General features: G+C 38.3%; 19 protein-coding genes. 5 read left to right on the plus strand and 14 right to left on the minus strand.

Going from position 1 to position 18,531, the window contains the following annotated elements; translation table 11 throughout:
* The first annotated feature begins 145 nt into the window (after positions 1–145).
* The 3 genes from gdhA (at position 146) to SJW71_RS15890 (ending at position 3,219) form a co-directional block, all read left to right on the plus strand.
* On the plus strand, positions 146–1,519 hold the full coding sequence (gdhA, locus tag SJW71_RS15880) for an NADP-specific glutamate dehydrogenase (RefSeq protein WP_274796524.1): 1,374 nt from the start codon (positions 146–148) through the stop codon (positions 1,517–1,519).
* Between the two features lie 216 nt (positions 1,520–1,735).
* On the plus strand, positions 1,736–2,422 hold the full coding sequence (locus tag SJW71_RS15885) for a phosphoribosylaminoimidazolesuccinocarboxamide synthase (RefSeq protein ID WP_431811183.1): 687 nt from the start codon (positions 1,736–1,738) through the stop codon (positions 2,420–2,422).
* A gap of 143 nt (positions 2,423–2,565) precedes the next feature.
* Positions 2,566–3,219, plus strand: coding sequence for a Yip1 family protein (locus SJW71_RS15890; RefSeq protein ID WP_312507121.1), 654 nt, complete (start codon positions 2,566–2,568; stop codon positions 3,217–3,219).
* A gap of 40 nt (positions 3,220–3,259) precedes the next feature.
* Here SJW71_RS15890 and SJW71_RS15895 read toward each other — a convergent pair whose 3' ends face one another.
* The 10 genes from SJW71_RS15895 to SJW71_RS15940 all read right to left on the minus strand — a co-directional run bounded on the left by SJW71_RS15895 (position 3,260) and on the right by SJW71_RS15940 (position 14,565).
* Positions 3,260–5,008, minus strand: a complete 1,749-nt coding sequence (locus SJW71_RS15895; protein WP_312507122.1) for a methyl-accepting chemotaxis protein — start codon at positions 5,006–5,008, stop codon at positions 3,260–3,262.
* Between the two features lie 237 nt (positions 5,009–5,245).
* On the minus strand, positions 5,246–6,448 hold the full coding sequence (locus SJW71_RS15900) for an NAD(P)-dependent malic enzyme (protein ID WP_431811184.1): 1,203 nt from the start codon (positions 6,446–6,448) through the stop codon (positions 5,246–5,248).
* Between the two features lie 398 nt (positions 6,449–6,846).
* Positions 6,847–7,677, minus strand: a complete 831-nt coding sequence (locus SJW71_RS15905; RefSeq protein ID WP_431811185.1) for an MBL fold metallo-hydrolase — start codon at positions 7,675–7,677, stop codon at positions 6,847–6,849.
* A gap of 45 nt (positions 7,678–7,722) precedes the next feature.
* On the minus strand, positions 7,723–8,283 hold the full coding sequence (locus SJW71_RS15910) for a hypothetical protein (protein WP_431811186.1): 561 nt from the start codon (positions 8,281–8,283) through the stop codon (positions 7,723–7,725).
* Positions 8,267–9,154: a hypothetical protein gene (locus SJW71_RS15915; RefSeq protein ID WP_431811187.1), complete on the minus strand. Its 888-nt coding sequence runs from the start codon at positions 9,152–9,154 to the stop codon at positions 8,267–8,269. The genes SJW71_RS15910 and SJW71_RS15915 overlap by 17 nt, the downstream gene beginning before the upstream one ends.
* 152 nt (positions 9,155–9,306) lie before the next feature.
* Positions 9,307–9,480, minus strand: coding sequence for a hypothetical protein (locus SJW71_RS15920; RefSeq protein WP_431811188.1), 174 nt, complete (start codon positions 9,478–9,480; stop codon positions 9,307–9,309).
* The gene (locus SJW71_RS15925; protein WP_431811189.1) at positions 9,473–9,604 is read right to left on the minus strand and encodes a hypothetical protein; all 132 of its coding nucleotides are present in this window, start codon (positions 9,602–9,604) and stop codon (positions 9,473–9,475) included. Before SJW71_RS15925 ends, SJW71_RS15920 begins: the two co-directional genes overlap by 8 nt.
* Before the next feature lie 239 nt (positions 9,605–9,843).
* A complete protein-coding gene (locus SJW71_RS15930) occupies positions 9,844–9,996 on the minus strand; it encodes a hypothetical protein (protein WP_431811190.1) in 153 nt (50 codons plus the stop codon).
* A gap of 137 nt (positions 9,997–10,133) precedes the next feature.
* Positions 10,134–10,943, minus strand: coding sequence for a sulfurtransferase (locus SJW71_RS15935; protein WP_322606300.1), 810 nt, complete (start codon positions 10,941–10,943; stop codon positions 10,134–10,136).
* 10 nt (positions 10,944–10,953) lie between these two features.
* Complete coding sequence (locus SJW71_RS15940; RefSeq protein ID WP_431811191.1) at positions 10,954–14,565, minus strand: dynamin family protein; 3,612 nt, start codon at positions 14,563–14,565, stop codon at positions 10,954–10,956.
* A 251-nt stretch (positions 14,566–14,816) separates the two neighbouring features.
* Between SJW71_RS15940 and SJW71_RS15945 the strand changes: the two genes are divergently transcribed.
* Both SJW71_RS15945 and SJW71_RS15950 read left to right on the plus strand, forming a co-directional pair.
* Positions 14,817–15,242 carry a DUF4183 domain-containing protein gene (locus SJW71_RS15945; protein ID WP_274796509.1) on the plus strand — a complete coding sequence of 142 codons (426 nt, stop codon included), beginning with the start codon at positions 14,817–14,819 and terminating at the stop codon, positions 15,240–15,242.
* A gap of 24 nt (positions 15,243–15,266) precedes the next feature.
* Positions 15,267–15,587 (plus strand): DUF4183 domain-containing protein, encoded by a 321-nt coding sequence (locus SJW71_RS15950; RefSeq protein WP_312507650.1) that lies wholly within the window; start codon positions 15,267–15,269, stop codon positions 15,585–15,587.
* Between the two features lie 40 nt (positions 15,588–15,627).
* Here the strand turns inward: SJW71_RS15950 and SJW71_RS15955 are convergent, their stop codons facing one another.
* From SJW71_RS15955 to SJW71_RS15970, 4 genes are read right to left on the minus strand one after another with little or no spacing between them, the layout of a single operon-like run.
* A complete protein-coding gene (locus SJW71_RS15955; RefSeq protein ID WP_274796507.1) occupies positions 15,628–16,371 on the minus strand; it encodes a 5-oxoprolinase subunit PxpA in 744 nt (247 codons plus the stop codon).
* Positions 16,368–17,228, minus strand: a complete 861-nt coding sequence (locus tag SJW71_RS15960) for a biotin-dependent carboxyltransferase family protein (protein ID WP_322606302.1) — start codon at positions 17,226–17,228, stop codon at positions 16,368–16,370. The genes SJW71_RS15955 and SJW71_RS15960 overlap by 4 nt, the downstream gene beginning before the upstream one ends.
* A 3-nt stretch (positions 17,229–17,231) precedes the next feature.
* A complete protein-coding gene (gene pxpB, locus SJW71_RS15965; protein ID WP_274796505.1) occupies positions 17,232–17,927 on the minus strand; it encodes a 5-oxoprolinase subunit PxpB in 696 nt (231 codons plus the stop codon).
* Positions 17,911–18,525, minus strand: coding sequence for a pyroglutamyl-peptidase I (locus SJW71_RS15970; RefSeq protein WP_312507648.1), 615 nt, complete (start codon positions 18,523–18,525; stop codon positions 17,911–17,913). The genes pxpB and SJW71_RS15970 overlap by 17 nt, the downstream gene beginning before the upstream one ends.
* Positions 18,526–18,531: the final 6 nt, after the last annotated feature.

The raw sequence follows: 18,531 nt of genomic DNA on the forward strand, positions 1-18,531 counted from the left end.
ATTAATTACTTAGTACATAATTATTTTAATATAATATTTTTCAGACCTCTCTTGCTCATTTCTTCACAAACTTACAAAGTATTTTATTGAATAGTTTGAAAAATAGATATACGATACACCTATCAACTAAATGGGGGTTTTAATTATGACAATTACAACTGTTAGCAATGAACAATTAGCAAAAGAATACGTTGATGGCGTATTTGAGCAGCTAAAACAACAGAACTGTCATCAAGCGGAATTTTTACAAGCGGCTGAAGAAATTTTCATCTCATTAGTGCCTGTATTCGCACAACATCCTGAATATATTCAGGCCAATATTTTATCTCGAATCGTTGAGCCTGATCGTATTATTTCCTTCCGTGTAGCTTGGCAAGATGATAACAATCAAGTGCAAGTAAATCGCGGTTATCGTGTTCAATACAGCAATGTGATGGGGCCTTATAAAGGCGGCCTTCGCTTTCACCCTTCCGTGAACGAATCCATCATTAAGTTCCTAGGCTTTGAGCAAATCTTTAAAAATGCGTTGACTGGGCAACCAATCGGTGGTGGTAAAGGTGGTTCGAACTTTGATCCGAAAGGTAAGTCAGACTCAGAAATCATGCGATTCTGCCAAGCATTCATGACTGAATTATACCGTCATATTGGTCCAGATGTCGATGTTCCTGCTGGTGATATTGGTGTAGGTGCTCGTGAAGTTGGCTATTTATGGGGCCAATACAAACGTTTAACAAAGGCAAATGAATCTGGTGTACTAACTGGTAAGACTCCTGGTTATGGTGGCTCTTTAGCACGTAAAGAGGCAACTGGCTACGGTACAGTTTATTTTGTCAACGAAATGTTAAAAGATGCAAATGATTCATTCGAAGGAAAAACAGTAGTTGTTTCTGGTTCTGGTAACGTTTCTACTTATGCCATTGAAAAAGCACAACAATATGGTGCAAAAGTGGTTGCTTGCTCTGACTCTTCAGGCTATATTTATGACCCAGAAGGCTTAGATTTAGCAGCTATTAAAGAAATTAAAGAAGTAAAAGGTGACCGTATTTCAACTTACGTTAATTACCGACCAAATGCTACTTTTACAGAAGGTTGTACAGGTATCTGGACAATTCCTTGTGATATTGCCCTACCATGTGCTACTCAAAACGAAATTAATGGTGAATCGGCTCGTACATTAATTTCAAATGGTGTGAAAGCTATCGGTGAAGGTGCCAATATGCCATCAGACCTGGAAGCAATCAATGAATTCCTAAATGCAGGTGTATTATTCGGTCCTGCTAAAGCAGCGAATGCTGGCGGTGTTGCTGTATCTGCTCTTGAAATGGCACAAGATTCAAGCCGCGTATTTTGGTCATTTGAAGAAGTAGATGCGAAACTTCATCAAATTATGAAAAATATTTATATGGACAGCAAAGCAGCAGCTGAAAAATATGGCTTCCCAGGTAATTTAGTAATGGGCGCAAACATCGCGGGCTTTATCAAAGTAGCTGATGGAATGCTTATGGAAGGTGTTTATTAATAGTATTTCTTTGTCATAGTTTCCTATAATCCAAATTCAAAATATTCTTAATTTCATATAAGGTGATAACGAATATTCGTTATCACCTTATTTTTCATTAAGTATTCCGTTACAAAACATGTAAATAAACATTTAAAACGAACATTTTTATTATTAAATATTTAAAACATTCGTGTTATAATTTTAGAGTACTATGAAATATTGGAGGGTATTTTTGTGGAATTATTGTATACAGGGAAAACAAAAAATGTGTTCAAACTAGAAGATGGTCATTATTTATTAAAATTTAAAGACGATGTGACAGGAGAAAACGGTGTTTTTGACCCAGGTGCTAATACTGTTGGATTAACGATTGATGGCGCTGGTTTAGCAGGTTTACGCCTAACTTCCTATTTCTATTCCAAATTAAATGAACAAGGTGTTCCTACGCATTATGTAGACGCAAACTTTGAAGATGCAACGATGACAGTAAAACCTGCAACAGTTTTCGGGAACGGTTTGGAAGTTATTTGCCGCTTCAAAGCTGTTGGTTCATTCCTACGTCGCTACGGTGCCTATGTTAAAGAAGGACAAGATTTAGACTCCTTCGTAGAAGTAACCATTAAAGATGATGATCGACTAGATCCTCCTATTTCAGAAGATTCTTTAGCTATGTTAAACCTGTTAACTCACGAAGAATATGCTATTTTAAAACAACGTACAATTGAAATTTCTAAATTTGTTGCAGCCGAGCTTGCTAAAAAAGGTTTAACACTTTATGACATTAAACTAGAGTTTGGCCGCGATGCAAATACAAATGAGATTTTATTAATCGATGAAATCTCTGGTGGTAATATGCGTGCTTACAAAGGTGAGCAATACATCGAACCGCTTGAGCTAGAAAAATTGATGTTAGCTGAATAAAAATCCATTGCAAAAAAGAGTCGATCATTACGACTCTTTTTTATTTAGGGCGTTATTTTAATTTTCTACGAAACTTTTCTTCACTTCACTCGTATATTAACATATGGAATAAGCAATTATACTATTATTTTGGAGGTAGTTTGATGGAAAACTATAATGAGACATCGCAAGAAGAAAGGCCAAGACTAAATCCATTTTTATCAGCTTGGCTACATCCAAAGCAAACGACTCGTTATATGATTAATGAAAAATCTATTGGCTTTGCAATTTTGATTTTGTCTATTGGCTATATCGGCTCTCTTATGTCTGGACTAATTGATTCGGAGTTATTTCCCGATTTATCACCATGGATTTTAGCATTATTATGTATCATTTTCGCTCCAATCGTTGGTATTATCGGGACAGCTATTTCTGCATTGGTCACTTGGTTATTTGGTAAGTTATTTAAAGGTACCGGTACTTACTCTGACTTATTTAAAGGATTAAGTTTAACAGCAGTACCTTATATTGTCCTCATTCCGCTTTATATTATTTGGTTAGTTACATCACCAGATTCATTATTAGATCCGAACTTTATCGGAGATGTGCCATGGATCTTTTGGCCAACTGTTTTAGCAACTATTGTTGTTAGTGTATGGTCTTTTGTTATTTCTGTTGGCGCCGTTGCAGAAGCACATGAAATTTCTAACTGGATGGCCTTCTTCACTATCTTTATTCCAGCTGTTATTTTATTCATCGTGTTCTTTGTTCTTTTCTTTATCATCCTCATCGGTATTATTGGTGTTGGCATGATGTAAAAAAATCTCCCCTCTCATTTCAGAGAGTGGGAGATTTTTTTTATAGTTTGAATTGAGCAATGAGTGCTTTCAATTGTAATGCTAATTCCGATAGTTGAGCAGACTTTCCAGCCATATCCTCCATTGAGCTACTTGTCTCTTCTGTCGTAGCTGTTGTTTGCTCGACACCTGCAGCAGATTCCTCTGCTACCGCAGCAATTTCTTGAATAGAGTTGTTCATTTTATGACCATCTTCTGTAACTTTCGATAAATTCGTTGAAATTAATTGGACACTCTCCACTACATCATTAATGGAGTGGCTAATCGTGTTAAATGTTTCAGTAGTAGCTTTTATTTGATTCGTTCCTTCTTTTACTTCTTGGTAACCATCCTCTAAAGAGTTCGTGACCACATCAAAATCTTGCTGAATATTCGTGACGATGGATGTAATATCGTTTACTGAAAAGGCTACTTGTTCTGCAAGCTTACGTACTTCATCTGCAACAACAGCAAATCCTTTGCCATGCTCTCCTGCTCTTGCCGCTTCAATCGCAGCATTTAAAGCTAACAGGTTCGTTTGATCTGCGATATCCTTAATGACCACGACCAATTTAGAAATTTCCTGTGCTTGAGCATCTAATTTTTTCACTTTCTCAACGGCATTTTGCACGATGCTATCAATCTTTTCCATTTGAGAATTAGAGGATGTCATAAGCTGACTTCCTTCATTCGTTAATGCTAAAACTTCTACTGAAGATTGATGAATATGTGCACCATGCTGATTCGTTTCCTGTAAATCTGCTGTAAAGCGCTCCATTAATGAAGTTAATTCACTAGAATGGTGGGCTTGTCCCTCAGCACCTGATGCTAATTCATGCATCGTAATTGCGACTTGCTCCGCTCCCATATTAACTTCATTTGCTGAATGCGTTAGCTCTTTACTAGAAGTGTTAATTAAGTCAGATGCTTGAGCAATATTATGAATCATATCTTTCAACCTTATTTGCATTTGATTCATGGCGCTTGCCAGTTTACCAATTTCATCTTTTGAACGTATAGCCATACTTTCTTGAGATAAATCTCCCTCTGCAAAACGCTCCATCGCTTGAGCCGCTTGGTTTATAGGCTTCGTCATACTACTCGCATATTGCCAAATGATCAATATCCCAACAATAATGGCCAAGCCAATTACTATAAGTGTTATTTTAAGAATACTTTGTGCTGGTTTATTGAAGTCCATTAAATAAGTGCTCGCACCAATGACCCAACCCCAATATGGATCCGTTTCCGCATAAACCCCTTTGTCCTCTAACTGACCTGAATTAGGTAATGGCCACGAATAAGAAACAAATCCACCACCTTCATTCCCTTTGGCAATGATTCCTTGTATGTACTTAACGCCATTATCATCCTCTTCATCCCAGACATTCGTACCCTCTATATTTGGATGGGCAACTGACATCCCTTTTTGGTCAACGACAAAAATATAACCATTGTCGCCAAGTTTAATGTCCTTATTAATCGGTCGCTTTCCTTCACTATCCTTTTCTCCTAAAATAGCAATCTTTACTTTTTCCTGAGCTTCCTCTAATGATAAATTGCCTTCTTCTACCTCTTGATTGAATTGCTCAATCATGGCTATCGTCATTTCCACACTATTTTTTAGATTTTCTTTCCCTACCGTCTCTAGGTTTGATTTACTTTGCTGATAGCTTATAAAACCTAAGATAAGTAACGGAATCATTAAAAGTAGCAATGAAAAAGCGATTAGCTTCGTTTTAATAGATCGAAATTGTACGATTGATTTCATTTTCCTTCATCACTTCTTTCAATTTTAAATGGACTTAAGACTTATTTTTCAATCTAAATCTGTCATCAATAAGTATTTCTTCTTCTTCAATCAACTATGTAAAACATTCCATTTTACTTAATCATTTTATTACATAAAACACCAAATAACAACAAATTTCGAGCATATTTGATAAAAAACAGATAGAGAAAAGCACTTCACTTTTCCCTATCTGCTCTATTTCCCTATTCTATTTTATTAAACAGATAATGCTGCACTTTGTTGGAATAGCTCCGAAACGCCAGATTCTACAGCTGCACCGCTCACAGCCCTCGAGACGATTGCCACAATACGTTCATCTAGTGACTTTGGTACAATGTATTCCTCTGTTAACTCCTCGTCACTGACAAGAGATGCGATTGCTTCCACAGCCGCAAGCTTCATGGCTTCATTAATATCCGTTGCTCGCACATCTAAGGCACCACGGAATATACCTGGGAATGCAAGCACATTGTTAATTTGATTCGGATAATCCGAACGTCCCGTCCCCATAACACGTACACCCCATGCTTTGGCATTTTCATAGGTAATTTCAGGATTTGGATTAGCTAAGGCAAAAACAACTGGATTTGCATTCATGGACACAATATGTGCCTCTGTTAATAGATTCGCAACAGAGACACCAATAAAGACATCCGCACCAATTAGCGCATCATCCAATGTACCATGAAGCTTATCTGGATTCGTTAAATGTGCAACCGCTTCTTTTATCGGATTCATGCCTTCCGTACGTCCCTCATAAATAATACCTTTTGTGTCACACATATAAATATTTTTATAGCCCATTTGCACAAGGATACGTAAAATAGCAATTCCTGCCGCACCCGCTCCATTAATAACAACCTTCATCGTTTCTACATCCTTTTGCACAATGCGATTCGCATTTATCATCGCTGCGCCTACCACGATTGCTGTTCCATGCTGATCATCATGAAATACGGGGATATCGCATTCCTGACGTAGGCGATCTTCAATTTCAAAGCATCTTGGAGCCGAGATATCCTCTAAGTTCACGGCACCAAATGTCGGAGCAAGCGCCTTCACAATGCTGACGATTTCATCCGTATTCTTCGTATCTAAACATATTGGAAAAGCATCAACATTGGCAAAACGCTTTAGTAAAATCGCCTTCCCTTCCATAACTGGTAATGCCGCTTTTGGTCCGATATCCCCCAACCCTAAAACTGCCGTACCGTCCGACACGACTGCCACCATATTCCCTTTCATTGTATAGTCATACACGAGTGATGGATTTTTCTCAATTTCCACACAAGGCGCTGCCACCCCAGGTGAATAGGCCAAACTCAGATCATACGAATCTTGTACTGGAACCTTTGAAGTCACCTCTAATTTCCCACTATAATGTGCATGCATTTCTAATGCCTTTTTCATTACGTCCATTCCATCCCATCCTTTTCCCTTTGTTTTTATTGTATTTCAGTATCATAATACTTTGTGAAAATATAGTCAACGAATTTTCTGTCAATTTAATTTCATCTTTAATAAATGCTGTTTTATCTACTTAGAATACATTTTTATGTCAAATTACACATTTCACAATCAATTATTTTTAAATAATAATAGCTAGAGAGTAATCGCTGAAGAATGTACAACTGTAGCCTTTTTGCCTGTTCAACTTTTCACATAGTATTTTTCTTGTGTAAAAGAGAAGTTTTTCACAAACTTATGTAAGCGTATCCATCATTACAATTGGTTTTGTCACAATTTATTCACATTTTTTCACAATGTTATTTATTATAACTTCAATTCTTTTATATAAAGCAACAAAAAAAGAGCCCCTATAGTAAGGACTCATGCATGAATTGATTGATAAAAGCTGTGATTATATGCTTGGACGACCATTGCTCACCAGATACTTTGGTAATTGGATAATCTCGTGGGAAGATACTTCTCGTCATGTCTTCTACGGAATATCCTTGCTTATAAAGTTGTCGTACTTTATCTTCTAGTTGTTCAATATACGCAATTTTCTCCATTATTTTTTCTCGACCATTCGGCAGATACCCTGCATGACAGCAAAATACCTCTTTAAAATCATAGTTTAATAATTTTTTTAAGGACGCTAAGGTATGTACAATATTTTCCTCGTCAAGTACAACCTTTGTTTTGCTTTGAACATATAAATCACCCGTAAACATTGCACCCGTTTCACGATTATAAAAGGCTACATGATCCGTTGTGTGACCAGGTGTTTCAATGACATCCCAAACTGTTGTCATTGTTTGCAATGTAGCACCAAGCGGCTGAGCAACAAATGCTGGACGCTCCCCCCATAATGCTTGACGATACATAGGATAATCTCCCACTGTTTCACAACGAGTAAGAGAATCACGGTGAAGATAGATTGGTACATCTTTTTGCTGCTGAAGCCAAGCAACATTTCCCGCATGATCTTCATGAGAATGTGTCAATGCGATTTGCTCGATTGATAGAGGACTAAAAAAAGATTGAAACTCCTGTGCCAATGAATTAGAGCCTGTATCAATGAGTAATCCATCCACAAAAAAACTGTAAACACTCATCCCGAACCCTTGTATAGCTACTTTCCCCTGCGCACTTTGCACATGACCATTGTGATGAATCTCAATGCTCGTCTCACGTGTAAACATCCATTTTCCCCCTTTTCAAGAGTGTAGCATAAAATGAATGGTGAGTCATTTTAAGGGAATTCTAGATTTCATGATAAATTTAATGGATTTTCTGATTCGTTGAATATGAAACAGTAAACGTACATTGGCAATAAATAACAAGATCGCACCAATACTTACAAATATAATCATGGAGAAGTAATCCACATTCATGATAAAAGTCCATCCTGCAGCTACCCCTAAAACAAGCCACTGATACATCGTCAAAATACGAGATGTAGTTTGAAGTGCTTTATATTGTCGTTCAATTTCCGCTACTATCTTACCAATCTCTAAAATAATAAATAATTCAACGATCATTATTATCACTAACTGCCAGGTACTTAAAACGATATTTATTGGCAAGAGATTAACAAAGAGTAATCCGATATCGATGAAGATCAAATTTTTCGCCAATGTTTTTCCTTTAAAATAAGATAAACTTTTAAATAACGCACTATAAAACAAAAATTGTTGAATGTAAAAAGCAAAGGGAACGATATTCAATAGCACCAGTTTCAAGCAAAGGGCAATCGAAAGCCATTTTAAGAACTCTAAATGTCGGTACTTTTCATCCATCACAATCATAACGCTGGCGCTCCTCTTTTATTTTTTGAATATCTAATACAGCTTTTTTATCGATCCATACTGGCCATATCGCATCCGATCCACTTACACTTACTTTGGCATGAATATCTAATCCAGAATCTTCGGTTTGAAAGGAAACATAGACAATTTGCCCTTTCTTCACGGAAATAGGGAAATCCTTCTCTGTATAGGCCACTTCATTCACTCTCAATTCTAGCAATTTAGTATGCCTCTTTAGGCATGCAGGTATATTGACTGCATCAATTTGCGTATCCTGCGGAGATTCAAATGATGTCGAATGTTCCCCATTGCTACTACCAGATACACGAATTGAACGAACCGTTCTTTGATTAGAATCATCCCATTTTAAAGATAAGGAAGTAGCTAATTTTTCACCATCGTTTAGGACTAAGTATACCTTCTTCGTTTGAAGTAGCTTTTGGATTTCCGTTGTATTGGCACTAAAATAAGCGGCACGCATAAATTGATGGGCAGTTTCATTCACCACATCACTAGAATAATAAAAGTAGCCACCCTTTCTCTTGTCTCCAGTACTCGTTGTCCATAATGTAACATCGCCAGCCTGTAAATATTCAACTTTACGATAATCGCTTTTATTTGTTATATAATGTATTGCAAAATCATGCGTGTCATTATCACTATAAAAATCGTAAACAAGCGGAACAATCATAGGGTTAGCCAACTGCTTATTCACATATACCGCACTATTACTAAGCAGCAGAACCATAATCAAGCCAAACATTATTACACTTAGCTTACTGACACCTTTACGAATTGCTATTATCATCATTGAAATCGTGATGGCTATAAGTAGCATAGCAATGCAATAATACATACTATTTAAGCCCATTCATTGCCCCCCTCTGAAATACTCTATATAATACCATCAAACCCTAAAATAGTAAAAATTACTTTATTTAGTAACAAAATACTCTCTGCTATTCCTCATTTCAGTGCGGTGTGATTCACTACTTTTCTTTTCTATCCTTCAATTTGAGTTTTCTATCCACTTCCTCTATTCTTTCCTATTACTCCAGGTGCACTATCCTCCACTTTTTCTTCTCTATCCATCACTTCGGGCATTCTATCCACTACTTTTTCTTTTTTATCCTTCAATTTGTGCTGGCTATCCACTACTTTTTCTTTTCTATCCTTCAATTTGAGCTTTCTATCCATTTCCTCTATTCTTTCCTATTACTCCTGGTGCCCTATCCTCCACTTTTTCTTCTCTATCCACCACTTCCGGCATCCTATCCACTACTTTTTCTTTTCTATCCTTCAATTTGAATGTTCTATCCATTTCTCTATTCTTCCTATTACTCCAGGTGCCCTTTCCTCCACTTTTTCTTTTCTATCCACCACTTCCGGCATCCTATCCACTACTTTTTCTTTTCTATCCTTCAATTTGTGCTGGCTATCCATTTCCTCTATTCTTTCCTATTACTCCAGGTGCCCTATCCTCCACTTTTTCTGTTCTATCCATCACTTCGGGCATCCTATCCACTACTTTTTCTTTTTTATCCTTCAATCTTGAGCGTTCTATCCACTTCCTCTATTCTTTCCTATTACTCCAAGGGCCCTATCCTCCACTTTTTCTTTTCTATCCTTCAATTTGAATGTTCTATCCATTTCTCTATTCTTTCCTATTACTCCAGGTGCCTTATCCTCCACTTTTTCTGCTCTATCCACCACTTCCGTTATTCTTCCCCCATTAATCCAGACGCCCTTTCCTCCACTTTTTCTGTTTTATCCTTCAATTGGAGTGTGCTATTCACCAAAAGCTTCTCTATCCATAAAAAAAAAACGCCCACCGAGGTGAGCGTTTCCTTTTATTCATTCGTACCTTTTTCCACATCGTATTGTGTAATCCAGTCACTAAAGCTGCCTACGTATAATTGGATGTTTTCATAACCTTCATCTGCCAAAACAGCATAGAGTGGGGATGCTGTTACACCGCTGCCACAGTAGACAACCACTTGTTCGTCACGCGCAACTTTTTGACGTAATGCGTCGTTCGCTTTTAATTGACCATCTACCTTCAGCTGCTCCCAATCGAAGTTTTTGGCTGTGGGAATATGTCCTGCTACTTGATCTAATGGCTCTATTTCTCCTCGGTAGCGCTCCGCTGCACGTGCATCGAGCAAAGTAGCCTGCACTTCACCATCAACTATAGCCTTTACGGCTTGGCGTGGTGCATAAAGCTCATCCTTCCAAACAAAATCGATGATCGTTGGTGGGTATTTAATAATATCCTTGGTGAACGGAATTTTCGACTCGAGTGCAGGTGCACCGCCGTTTACAATCACAACATTTGGGAAACCTGCATAAGTTAGCATCCACCATGCACGTGGAGCAAATGGAGCTGCTCCTTGATCATAGACAACAATTTGATCATCATAGCTTAAGCCTAATTCTTGAAAGACGGACGCTAATTTTTCCTTGCTCGGCATTGGGTGTCGGCCTTCAATACTGTCCATATCTGATAGCTGTTGTTCTAAATCAATATGAACCGCCCCTGTTGCATGGCCTTCTTCAAATGCTTTTTTCCCTGCCTCTTTATTCTGAAGATCGAAACGAGCATCTATAAAGCGAACCCCATCAAACTGAATTTCATCCACTGATTTGAATACTTTTCCCATATCAATCACCTCATGCGTATTGTAATTGTGCGTAAATTGCTTTCCAGGAAGCTAAACGGCTCTCTTCCTGTAGTGCCAATCTTTCTGTTTCAATTTGTTCAAGCGCTTGATGATAAATATATAAACGTAATTTTTCTGCTTCCTCTGCAATAAACGTAATCGCCCATGTCATGAGGGAAACTTTCTGTGCATCTAAATAATCTTGTGCATCTGGCTTTGTTAATGTTTCAAGCGCTTCACTTAACTTCATTTTTTCATTCTTTTCAAAGAATGCTTTTTGATTGCGGAAGTGAGATTTTACGCTCGCATATTTTGAGATATCCGAGAATGGTCCTTCAAAATCCAATAAATTCGGCTCTGAAGATTCGAATGATAAGAACGAGAAGCTTCGATTTAATTCTTTGAGCTCGCGTACTTCATCTTTAAAGCGTTGTTGCATTTTTTTACTAATAAACTGTGATAAACGGAAATTAGTAACACGCATTTCCTGTGTGAAATCAAAACGTAAACTTTGCATGACTTCCTTCAATGCATGCTCCAATGCTTGCTGTGCTGGCATCGCTGCAAATGTCGACGGATTGTATCCTTCCTTAAAGAATTCTGGATAACGATAATAGACACGTTGTAGAACATAATACAAAAGCTCATCAAGCTCTTGCTTCGTTTCACTTTCTAACATACTTGTATTAAGCGCACTGAACTTCGTTTGAATATGTTGTTCAAGTGTTGTTAGTTCCTCTAAACGCTCATCTTTACGTTTTAAGTTTTCCTCCGTTTGGGCAATTAAATCTGCCAGGCGCTGCTCTGTTTTATCAACTTCCTCTGCAAGTGCCTGTACGGCTAGCGCACTCAACTCATCATTTAAGAATGTATGGAAGTCGTTTTCAAACGGTGGCATCCCTGATGCTAAATCAGCATCTTCTACTTTTTCTTTTAACGCTAATAGGCTGGAAACCCCGTACAAGCGAGGGAAACGAATACCAAAGCGTTGTAACTCTGAACGAACATAGCCTTTTACATCTTCTTGCTCTTCTTCAGTTGTTGCTAAATCAATCGCATTGACAATAAAGAACATTTTATCAAGCTCAAATGCATCCTTTACACGACCAAGCTGAATTAAAAACTCACGATCAGCTTTGGCAAAGGCATGGTTATAATACGTAATAAATAGGATGGCATCTGCATTACGTATATATTCAAAGGCTACCCCTGTATGACGCGCGTTAATAGAGTCTGCTCCTGGTGTGTCTACTAGCGTCACACCCATACGTGTTAGTGGGCTATCATAATAGAAATCAATATTGTCAACAAAGCAAGATTTATTTTCTTGCGCAACAAACTTTTCAAATTCTTCACGGTCCACACGGATAATTGTTCCCAGTTCAGATTTAAAAGTTGGATAGCCTTCCTTGTAAGCACGAATAAATGATTTATGAACATTTAAACGCTCATCCGATAACTGTACGGCAAGTCCTTCATCCGCACGGTTAAATGCTTCTTCCAATGAAGATACTGTCAAGCCGATTGCTTTATAAGAGCCTTGAATATCCTCTAACATTTGCTCGGCTGTTTTAAGCTGTACGTCTGCCGTTTCATGTGGATGCTCAGGCGTTACAGGGCGAATTTTATTAATAGCTGCTGTTGTAGGGTTTGGCGATACTGGTAAGACCTTCGCGCCCATTAATGCATTCGAGAAGGAAGATTTCCCCGCACTAAATGCCCCAAACAAAGCAATGGTAAAATCTTTTTTCTGTAATCGTTCCACTTTATTTTCAAGATAGTGCGCAACTTCTGCAAAGCCTTGTACCTCTTTGACAGCATTGGCCGTATGAAGGGCACGATGAATAACACCATCAATTGGTAAAGTCGTTGCACTAACAGCCTGCTGAACTTCTTCTTGTTGGATCACTACTTCTTTCGGCTTCAGCATAGACTCATCAAACAAGCGAATATCGGCTAAATCTTGCTTAAAAGAATGTTCCCAATTTGTTAGCTGTTGATTCGCAATTTTACGGATTTCATTGCTTGCTTGATGCATAATGCTTGCACTATATTGCTGATAGCCTTCGATTTCAAGTACAGCATTAATCGCATCCACTTTATCCTGCATAGCAGCCATTTTTAGTTTTGAAGGTGCTGCCGTTTCTGTTGCCACTGCTTCAAGCGTTGTCGCTTGGGCATTTTTCCAGCTATCTGTTTCTTGGATGAAATAGCGCTTCGTTGCCTCTGCGACACGGTTAGCAAAGTTTAATACAGCATCACCTGTTAATAGTGCGCCTGTTTGAACTTGCTGCTCGATCAATGAGAAAGGTAAGTCAAATTCATAGCCATCGATCGCTGAAGCCCGTTCTTCATTTAAAGCGCCAACATCCTTCAAGGCCTTTTTCATAAGCCCTTTTAGATGCCCTGTGATTTGGGCATGAACAACATTTTGATAGGCACTATAAGCATCCTCTTTACGACGATTACGCTCTTCCTCTGTTTTTTTCTTGGCAGTAAAGAGTCCCCCTACTTTAAAGCCCTCCTGCATACTTTCTAAATACAGACGTAAACGGTCACGTAAATCAGCTGGCATAATAGCAGCATTCGCAAGTAATTCCTTACGCTGCTCTTCAAACGTTTCATTCCAAGCTTCTACTGAGAATAATTCAACCTGACGATTTAATTTATTGTATTGCTCTAAAATATCTTGATGGTGTGCCCAGTCATCTGCACTTAAGATGTCTTCATCAATAGCTAAACGATCCTCTTTTTCTTCCATTAAATAATTGTCATGCTCACTTTGCAATAAACGCAATGTATTCGTTGCTGTTTGTACAAGCTGCTCCTGCCAATCATTCATACTATCCATAACAATTTTCTTGACCGCCTCAAAATCATTATGTGGATGTTCTGGCTCTCTTAAAGAAGTGAAGAATACACCTTTCGGTACAACTCCCCATGCAGTAAAGGAATTATGAACAGTAGCTTTAAAGTCCTCAAAGCTTAATTCATTGTCTTTATGCTTATCAATCATATTGACAATTAAATAAACGTTTGGATTATATTTCATTAACTGCTTTGTAAATTGGAAATTCAGCTCTGACTGCACATGGTTATAGTCCATTGTATAAAATACGATATCGGCAATATGGAGTGCTGATTCAGTTGACATACGGTGTGCATCATCTGTTGAGTCTACCCCTGGCGTATCCATCACGGTTACACCTTCAGGGAGTGTAGAAGTACTGTGGCCAATTTCAATTTGTGACACTAAGTCTCCATTTTTACTTAGCTCTTTTACCGTTTTAAAATCATAGCCAGCCTCAAATTTAACAGGCTTTTCATTGCGCATATAGACGATTGCATAGTCTTCCTCAGATTTATGCACTTTTACGATGTTAGCACTTGTAGGAATCGGACTAGAAGCTAGTAAATTTTCGCCAGACAGCGCATTAATCATACTTGACTTCCCTGCAGAGAAATGGCCTGCAAAGCCAATCACATACTCTTTTTGTTGAATCTTCCGAGCAAAAAGTGATGTTTTATCCATACGCTCCGTATCACCATTATGCTGATAGATTATGTATTGCAAAGAAGCTTGCTTTAAAAGCCCCTCCAATTGTTGTTCAAAATCTTTCATGAAACCAGTAACCCCTTTTTCGTTAATTATTCATAATTAGTATTCTACCTTATTCAACTAGCAAAGTATAACACTAATTTACGGTAAAAGGCATGTATGCCAACGCTTCCTCCTAGCTAGTACGCTTCGATTGTCTGAAATAATACTCGTTAAATGAAAGATGCTCAACTAGATAGAATGATATTTTCTTCATATTTTATAGTGAACCTATTCGGGGCAAGACTATTTTTTAGAAAAGAGTGTGATAGCACATGGTGAATCCTAAGAATCATCAGCACGTTGAAAAAGATTGTCCTTGTAACTGCGAGAATCGATTTATCTGGCCCCGTATAAAAGCAACAAACGGAGTGCCCGTTGTTCCTCCTTCTGAAGTAGTCCCAGAAGGAGCCATTATTCCGACCATCCATCGATATTTTTATATTGTCACAGCGGATCTTGATTTAACAAATGGGGCTACACTTCCAGCGACACTCTTTTGGAATGACAATGCCGACCCCATTACTGAATTTACAATTTTTTCGCCCAACGGTTATATCAATCTTTATATTAATGCCGTTATGCAAGAAGGCGGCATTTATACGGTAACTCCTGCCTCACTTACGATTGATCCCTACAATGCTACATTGTATAGAGGAACGCCCATCATCATTGAATCACTAGGCTTCACAACAAAATAAGCAACACGAAAGGAGGTGAATCAGGTGGCACTTTCCATCATTAATATTCATGTCAATGTAACTGGTACTTCTACAAGATTTTTTAACGTCTTAGCTGCACCTCTAGCTATTACAGACGGCACAACAGTCGCTGCTACAACATTTTTAGATGATAGCGGCACAGCTGCAACTACATTTCCTGTAGTCGCGAATGGTTACTATAATTTATATATCAATGGCGTTCTACAGGAAGGTGATGCGTATACAGTTTCTGCAACTGAAATAACATTCAATACTGTTACGGCTTCGCTTTCTGCTGGAACACCAATTGTGCTTGAAGCAGTCGAATTAGTAACAACGATTTAAATAAAAAGGATGCCTTAAACAACATTAAGGCATCCTTTTTTCACATTTGTTCTAATTGCCTTCTGAGCGCAGCAATTTTTTTAGCATAGCTCAGGGCATGTGGGCCATCTCCATGAATACATAAGGTATTCGCAGCCACTTGTATTTTTTTTGATTGTACTGATAAAACTTCATTTGCCGTCAAAATACCTTTTACATGTACCAGCATTTCTTCTTCTGTTTGAATTAAGGCATTTGGTTCTTGTCTGTTTACTAATGTACCATCATCATTATAACGACGATCAGAAAAGACTTCCTCATATACTGATAGTCCCTTTTCCCTTGCGATTTTCGCCATTTGGCTACCAGATAAACAATATAAAATAAGTTGTGGATTGAAATCGTACACGGCATCGATAACGGCTATTGCTTTTTCCCGATCATTTGCACATTGATTATAAAGTGCTCCATGCGGCTTCACATGATGAAGTATCCCTTTTTCAATTTGCACAAATGCTTGCAATGCGCCAATTTGATAGACCGTCAAATCGTATATTTCAGCTGGACTTAAATCCATATTTCGGCGTCCAAATCCCTCACGATCAGGGTAGCCCGGATGTGCACCAATATGGACATTTTTACGAAGAGCACTGCGAATCATTTGATGCATAATTGTATGATCTCCTGCATGATAGCCACATGCAATATTGATAGAGGTTACATAGTCAATTATTTCTTCATCTTTTCCTGATATAAAAGCTTCGAAACTTTCGCCTATATCGCAATTAAAATCCATTGGCATCATTCCTCCAGTACAAACTTGATTGTGTTAAACATACGCATTTGAGCCACTTTATGTAAATCATCTTCATGGATCGTCGCAATAATAGGATAGCCTCCTACCGTTTGAGCATCTGCCATTAAAATAATGGGATTACCACTTTGGGGCACTTGGATGGTGCCAAACTGGGTGGCTTCTGAAAGGATATCTTGCATATTTTGAAGTTGCAGGGTAGGCCCCTTTATGTAATAGCCCATACGATTACCACCGATAAATTGAAAAGGATTTTGAAGAAAAAGGCGTTGACTCTCCTCGGTAAATAACTCGAAATGGGGTCCTTTAAACATTCTCACTGTAATGGAGCTGGCAAAAGTCGGACGATATGGGGCATAAAGGCCTCTATTCATTTTTAATGGAGATGCGACTTGCCCATACAAAATACTCCCTTTCGAAATCGCTGTACCTAGGTTGCCAAGTGGTAGGTATGAGCTACTACCAAGCTCATATTCTGAATGAAATCCTCCGAGTGGTGTCAGGTAAACAATGGAACCTTGACTCACATTCTTAATCGCAAGTCGATCACCCTTTGTTAAATGGAATGTCTTCCACATTTCGATTGGCGCACTATTGACCAAACATGTGCAACATCCACCAGTTAAAACATAGATGCTATCTGCCAGTGCCTCAAATTCAAATCCACCTACAAACATTTCAAAAGATGTTTGGTCATGAAAATGATGTAAGATTAACTGGGCTGCATGAAATGAAACGTTATCCATCGGTCCAGATAACGGAATACCAAATGCCCGATAGCCATACCGTCCCTTGTCTTGTAAGCTACCATAAACACCTTGTTTTGTTACGAGCAGAAGTGGCTTCAATCGCTACACTCCTTTGCTTTTCATTTCCCAAAATTGTTGTTTGGTAATTTCATAAAATTGAACTTCATCACCTAGTTCGAATAGAAACGGTTCCTTCCCATTCGCATCAAATAGATCGAACGGCGTTTTACCGATAATATTCCAGCCACCCGGTGAATCAACGGGATAGATTCCTGTTTGTCCACCTCCCACGCCAACGGAACTCGCAGAAACAGATGCCCTTGGATTCTTTAAGCGTGGCACAAACAGTTTTGCATCAAGCTCTCCTAGGTAAGGAAAACCAGGCAAAAAACCAATTAAATAAACATAATAGCTTTTGGACATGTGTAGCCGTTTAATGTCCTCAAATGATAAGCCTGTATAATCCATAACGCGCTGTCTATCTAAGGCAAATTCCTCATCATAGCAAACGGGTATTTTTAAAAGCCTATTCGTCCCATCAGCAATAGCTGTGGACACTTGCATCTCAAGCCATTGCCTTCTTAAAAGGTCCACATCTACTTGCTGTTTGACATAGGCTGTAACTGTATGATAACTTGCTACGCTTTCTATTAGATTGTGCCGTAATTGTTTAGTTAGAAAACGATTGAATGCTTGTACAGCATGAAAGTTGGCGTGTGATATTTCCTCATGGAATGCAAAACGTATGGTCTGCTGACTAATCCACATCGAATGTGGAAAATCAATGATCGTCTGCACGTACAGTCTCCTCTATACAAAGCTTCACAGCATCAAGTAAATCCTGGCTATTCCACCCCGGAATTTTACCATGTTGTATAGCCAAATCAAAGGAGGCAGGAATATGAATAAAGCCAGCGCGAACACCTTGATGATACTTTGCATAAACAAGCCCTTCATACATTATGTTATTGCATAAATATGTACCTGCTGTATTGGAGATTTCGGCTGGATATCCCTCTGCTTGTAATCGATTTACCATATTACGAATCGGTAAATTTGTTAAAAAAGCATCAGCGCCCTCTTCCTGAATACTCTCGTCAACGGGTGTGTAGCCGTTATTATCAGGCTCCCCATCTTTCACATTAATAGCAATGCGCTCTGGCGTGATTTTAAACCTGCCCCCCGCTAAACCTAATGAAATAATAATTTGAGGCTTTACCTCGTCTATATATTGCTTGAATTGTTGTGCCGATTGCTGAAAATCTACTGACAAAATACGTCCAACAATCGTATAGTCACCTATCTTCTCTCCATCTAAATTTTCTACAATTTGCATTGTTGGGTTGATCTTATAATCAAGAAATGGCTCAAACCCTGTTACTAATAGTTTTGTCATGTTTCG

Source organism: Lysinibacillus sp. FW12, from assembly GCF_050817245.1.
GTDB lineage: Bacteria > Bacillota > Bacilli > Bacillales_A > Planococcaceae > Lysinibacillus > Lysinibacillus irui.

What these genes read in the sequence shown, in the direction of transcription:
- SJW71_RS15900 (WP_431811184.1), bottom strand. Translation starts at nt 6,448, where the DNA reads ATGGACGTAATGAAAAAGGCATTAGAAATGCATGCACATTATAGTGGG.
- SJW71_RS15935 (WP_322606300.1), bottom strand. Translation starts at nt 10,943, where the DNA reads ATGGGAAAAGTATTCAAATCAGTGGATGAAATTCAGTTTGATGGGGTT.
- SJW71_RS15890 (WP_312507121.1), top strand. Translation starts at nt 2,566, where the DNA reads ATGGAAAACTATAATGAGACATCGCAAGAAGAAAGGCCAAGACTAAAT.
- SJW71_RS15955 (WP_274796507.1), bottom strand. Translation starts at nt 16,371, where the DNA reads ATGATGCCAATGGATTTTAATTGCGATATAGGCGAAAGTTTCGAAGCT.
- SJW71_RS15915 (WP_431811187.1), bottom strand. Translation starts at nt 9,154, where the DNA reads ATGGGCTTAAATAGTATGTATTATTGCATTGCTATGCTACTTATAGCC.
- SJW71_RS15910 (WP_431811186.1), bottom strand. Translation starts at nt 8,283, where the DNA reads ATGATTGTGATGGATGAAAAGTACCGACATTTAGAGTTCTTAAAATGG.
- gdhA (WP_274796524.1), top strand. Translation starts at nt 146, where the DNA reads ATGACAATTACAACTGTTAGCAATGAACAATTAGCAAAAGAATACGTT.
- SJW71_RS15895 (WP_312507122.1), bottom strand. Translation starts at nt 5,008, where the DNA reads ATGAAATCAATCGTACAATTTCGATCTATTAAAACGAAGCTAATCGCT.
- SJW71_RS15945 (WP_274796509.1), top strand. Translation starts at nt 14,817, where the DNA reads ATGGTGAATCCTAAGAATCATCAGCACGTTGAAAAAGATTGTCCTTGT.
- SJW71_RS15920 (WP_431811188.1), bottom strand. Translation starts at nt 9,480, where the DNA reads ATGGATAGAAAGCTCAAATTGAAGGATAGAAAAGAAAAAGTAGTGGAT.
- SJW71_RS15940 (WP_431811191.1), bottom strand. Translation starts at nt 14,565, where the DNA reads ATGAAAGATTTTGAACAACAATTGGAGGGGCTTTTAAAGCAAGCTTCT.
- SJW71_RS15925 (WP_431811189.1), bottom strand. Translation starts at nt 9,604, where the DNA reads ATGGATAGAACATTCAAATTGAAGGATAGAAAAGAAAAAGTAGTGGAT.
- SJW71_RS15970 (WP_312507648.1), bottom strand. Translation starts at nt 18,525, where the DNA reads ATGACAAAACTATTAGTAACAGGGTTTGAGCCATTTCTTGATTATAAG.
- SJW71_RS15905 (WP_431811185.1), bottom strand. Translation starts at nt 7,677, where the DNA reads ATGTTTACACGTGAGACGAGCATTGAGATTCATCACAATGGTCATGTG.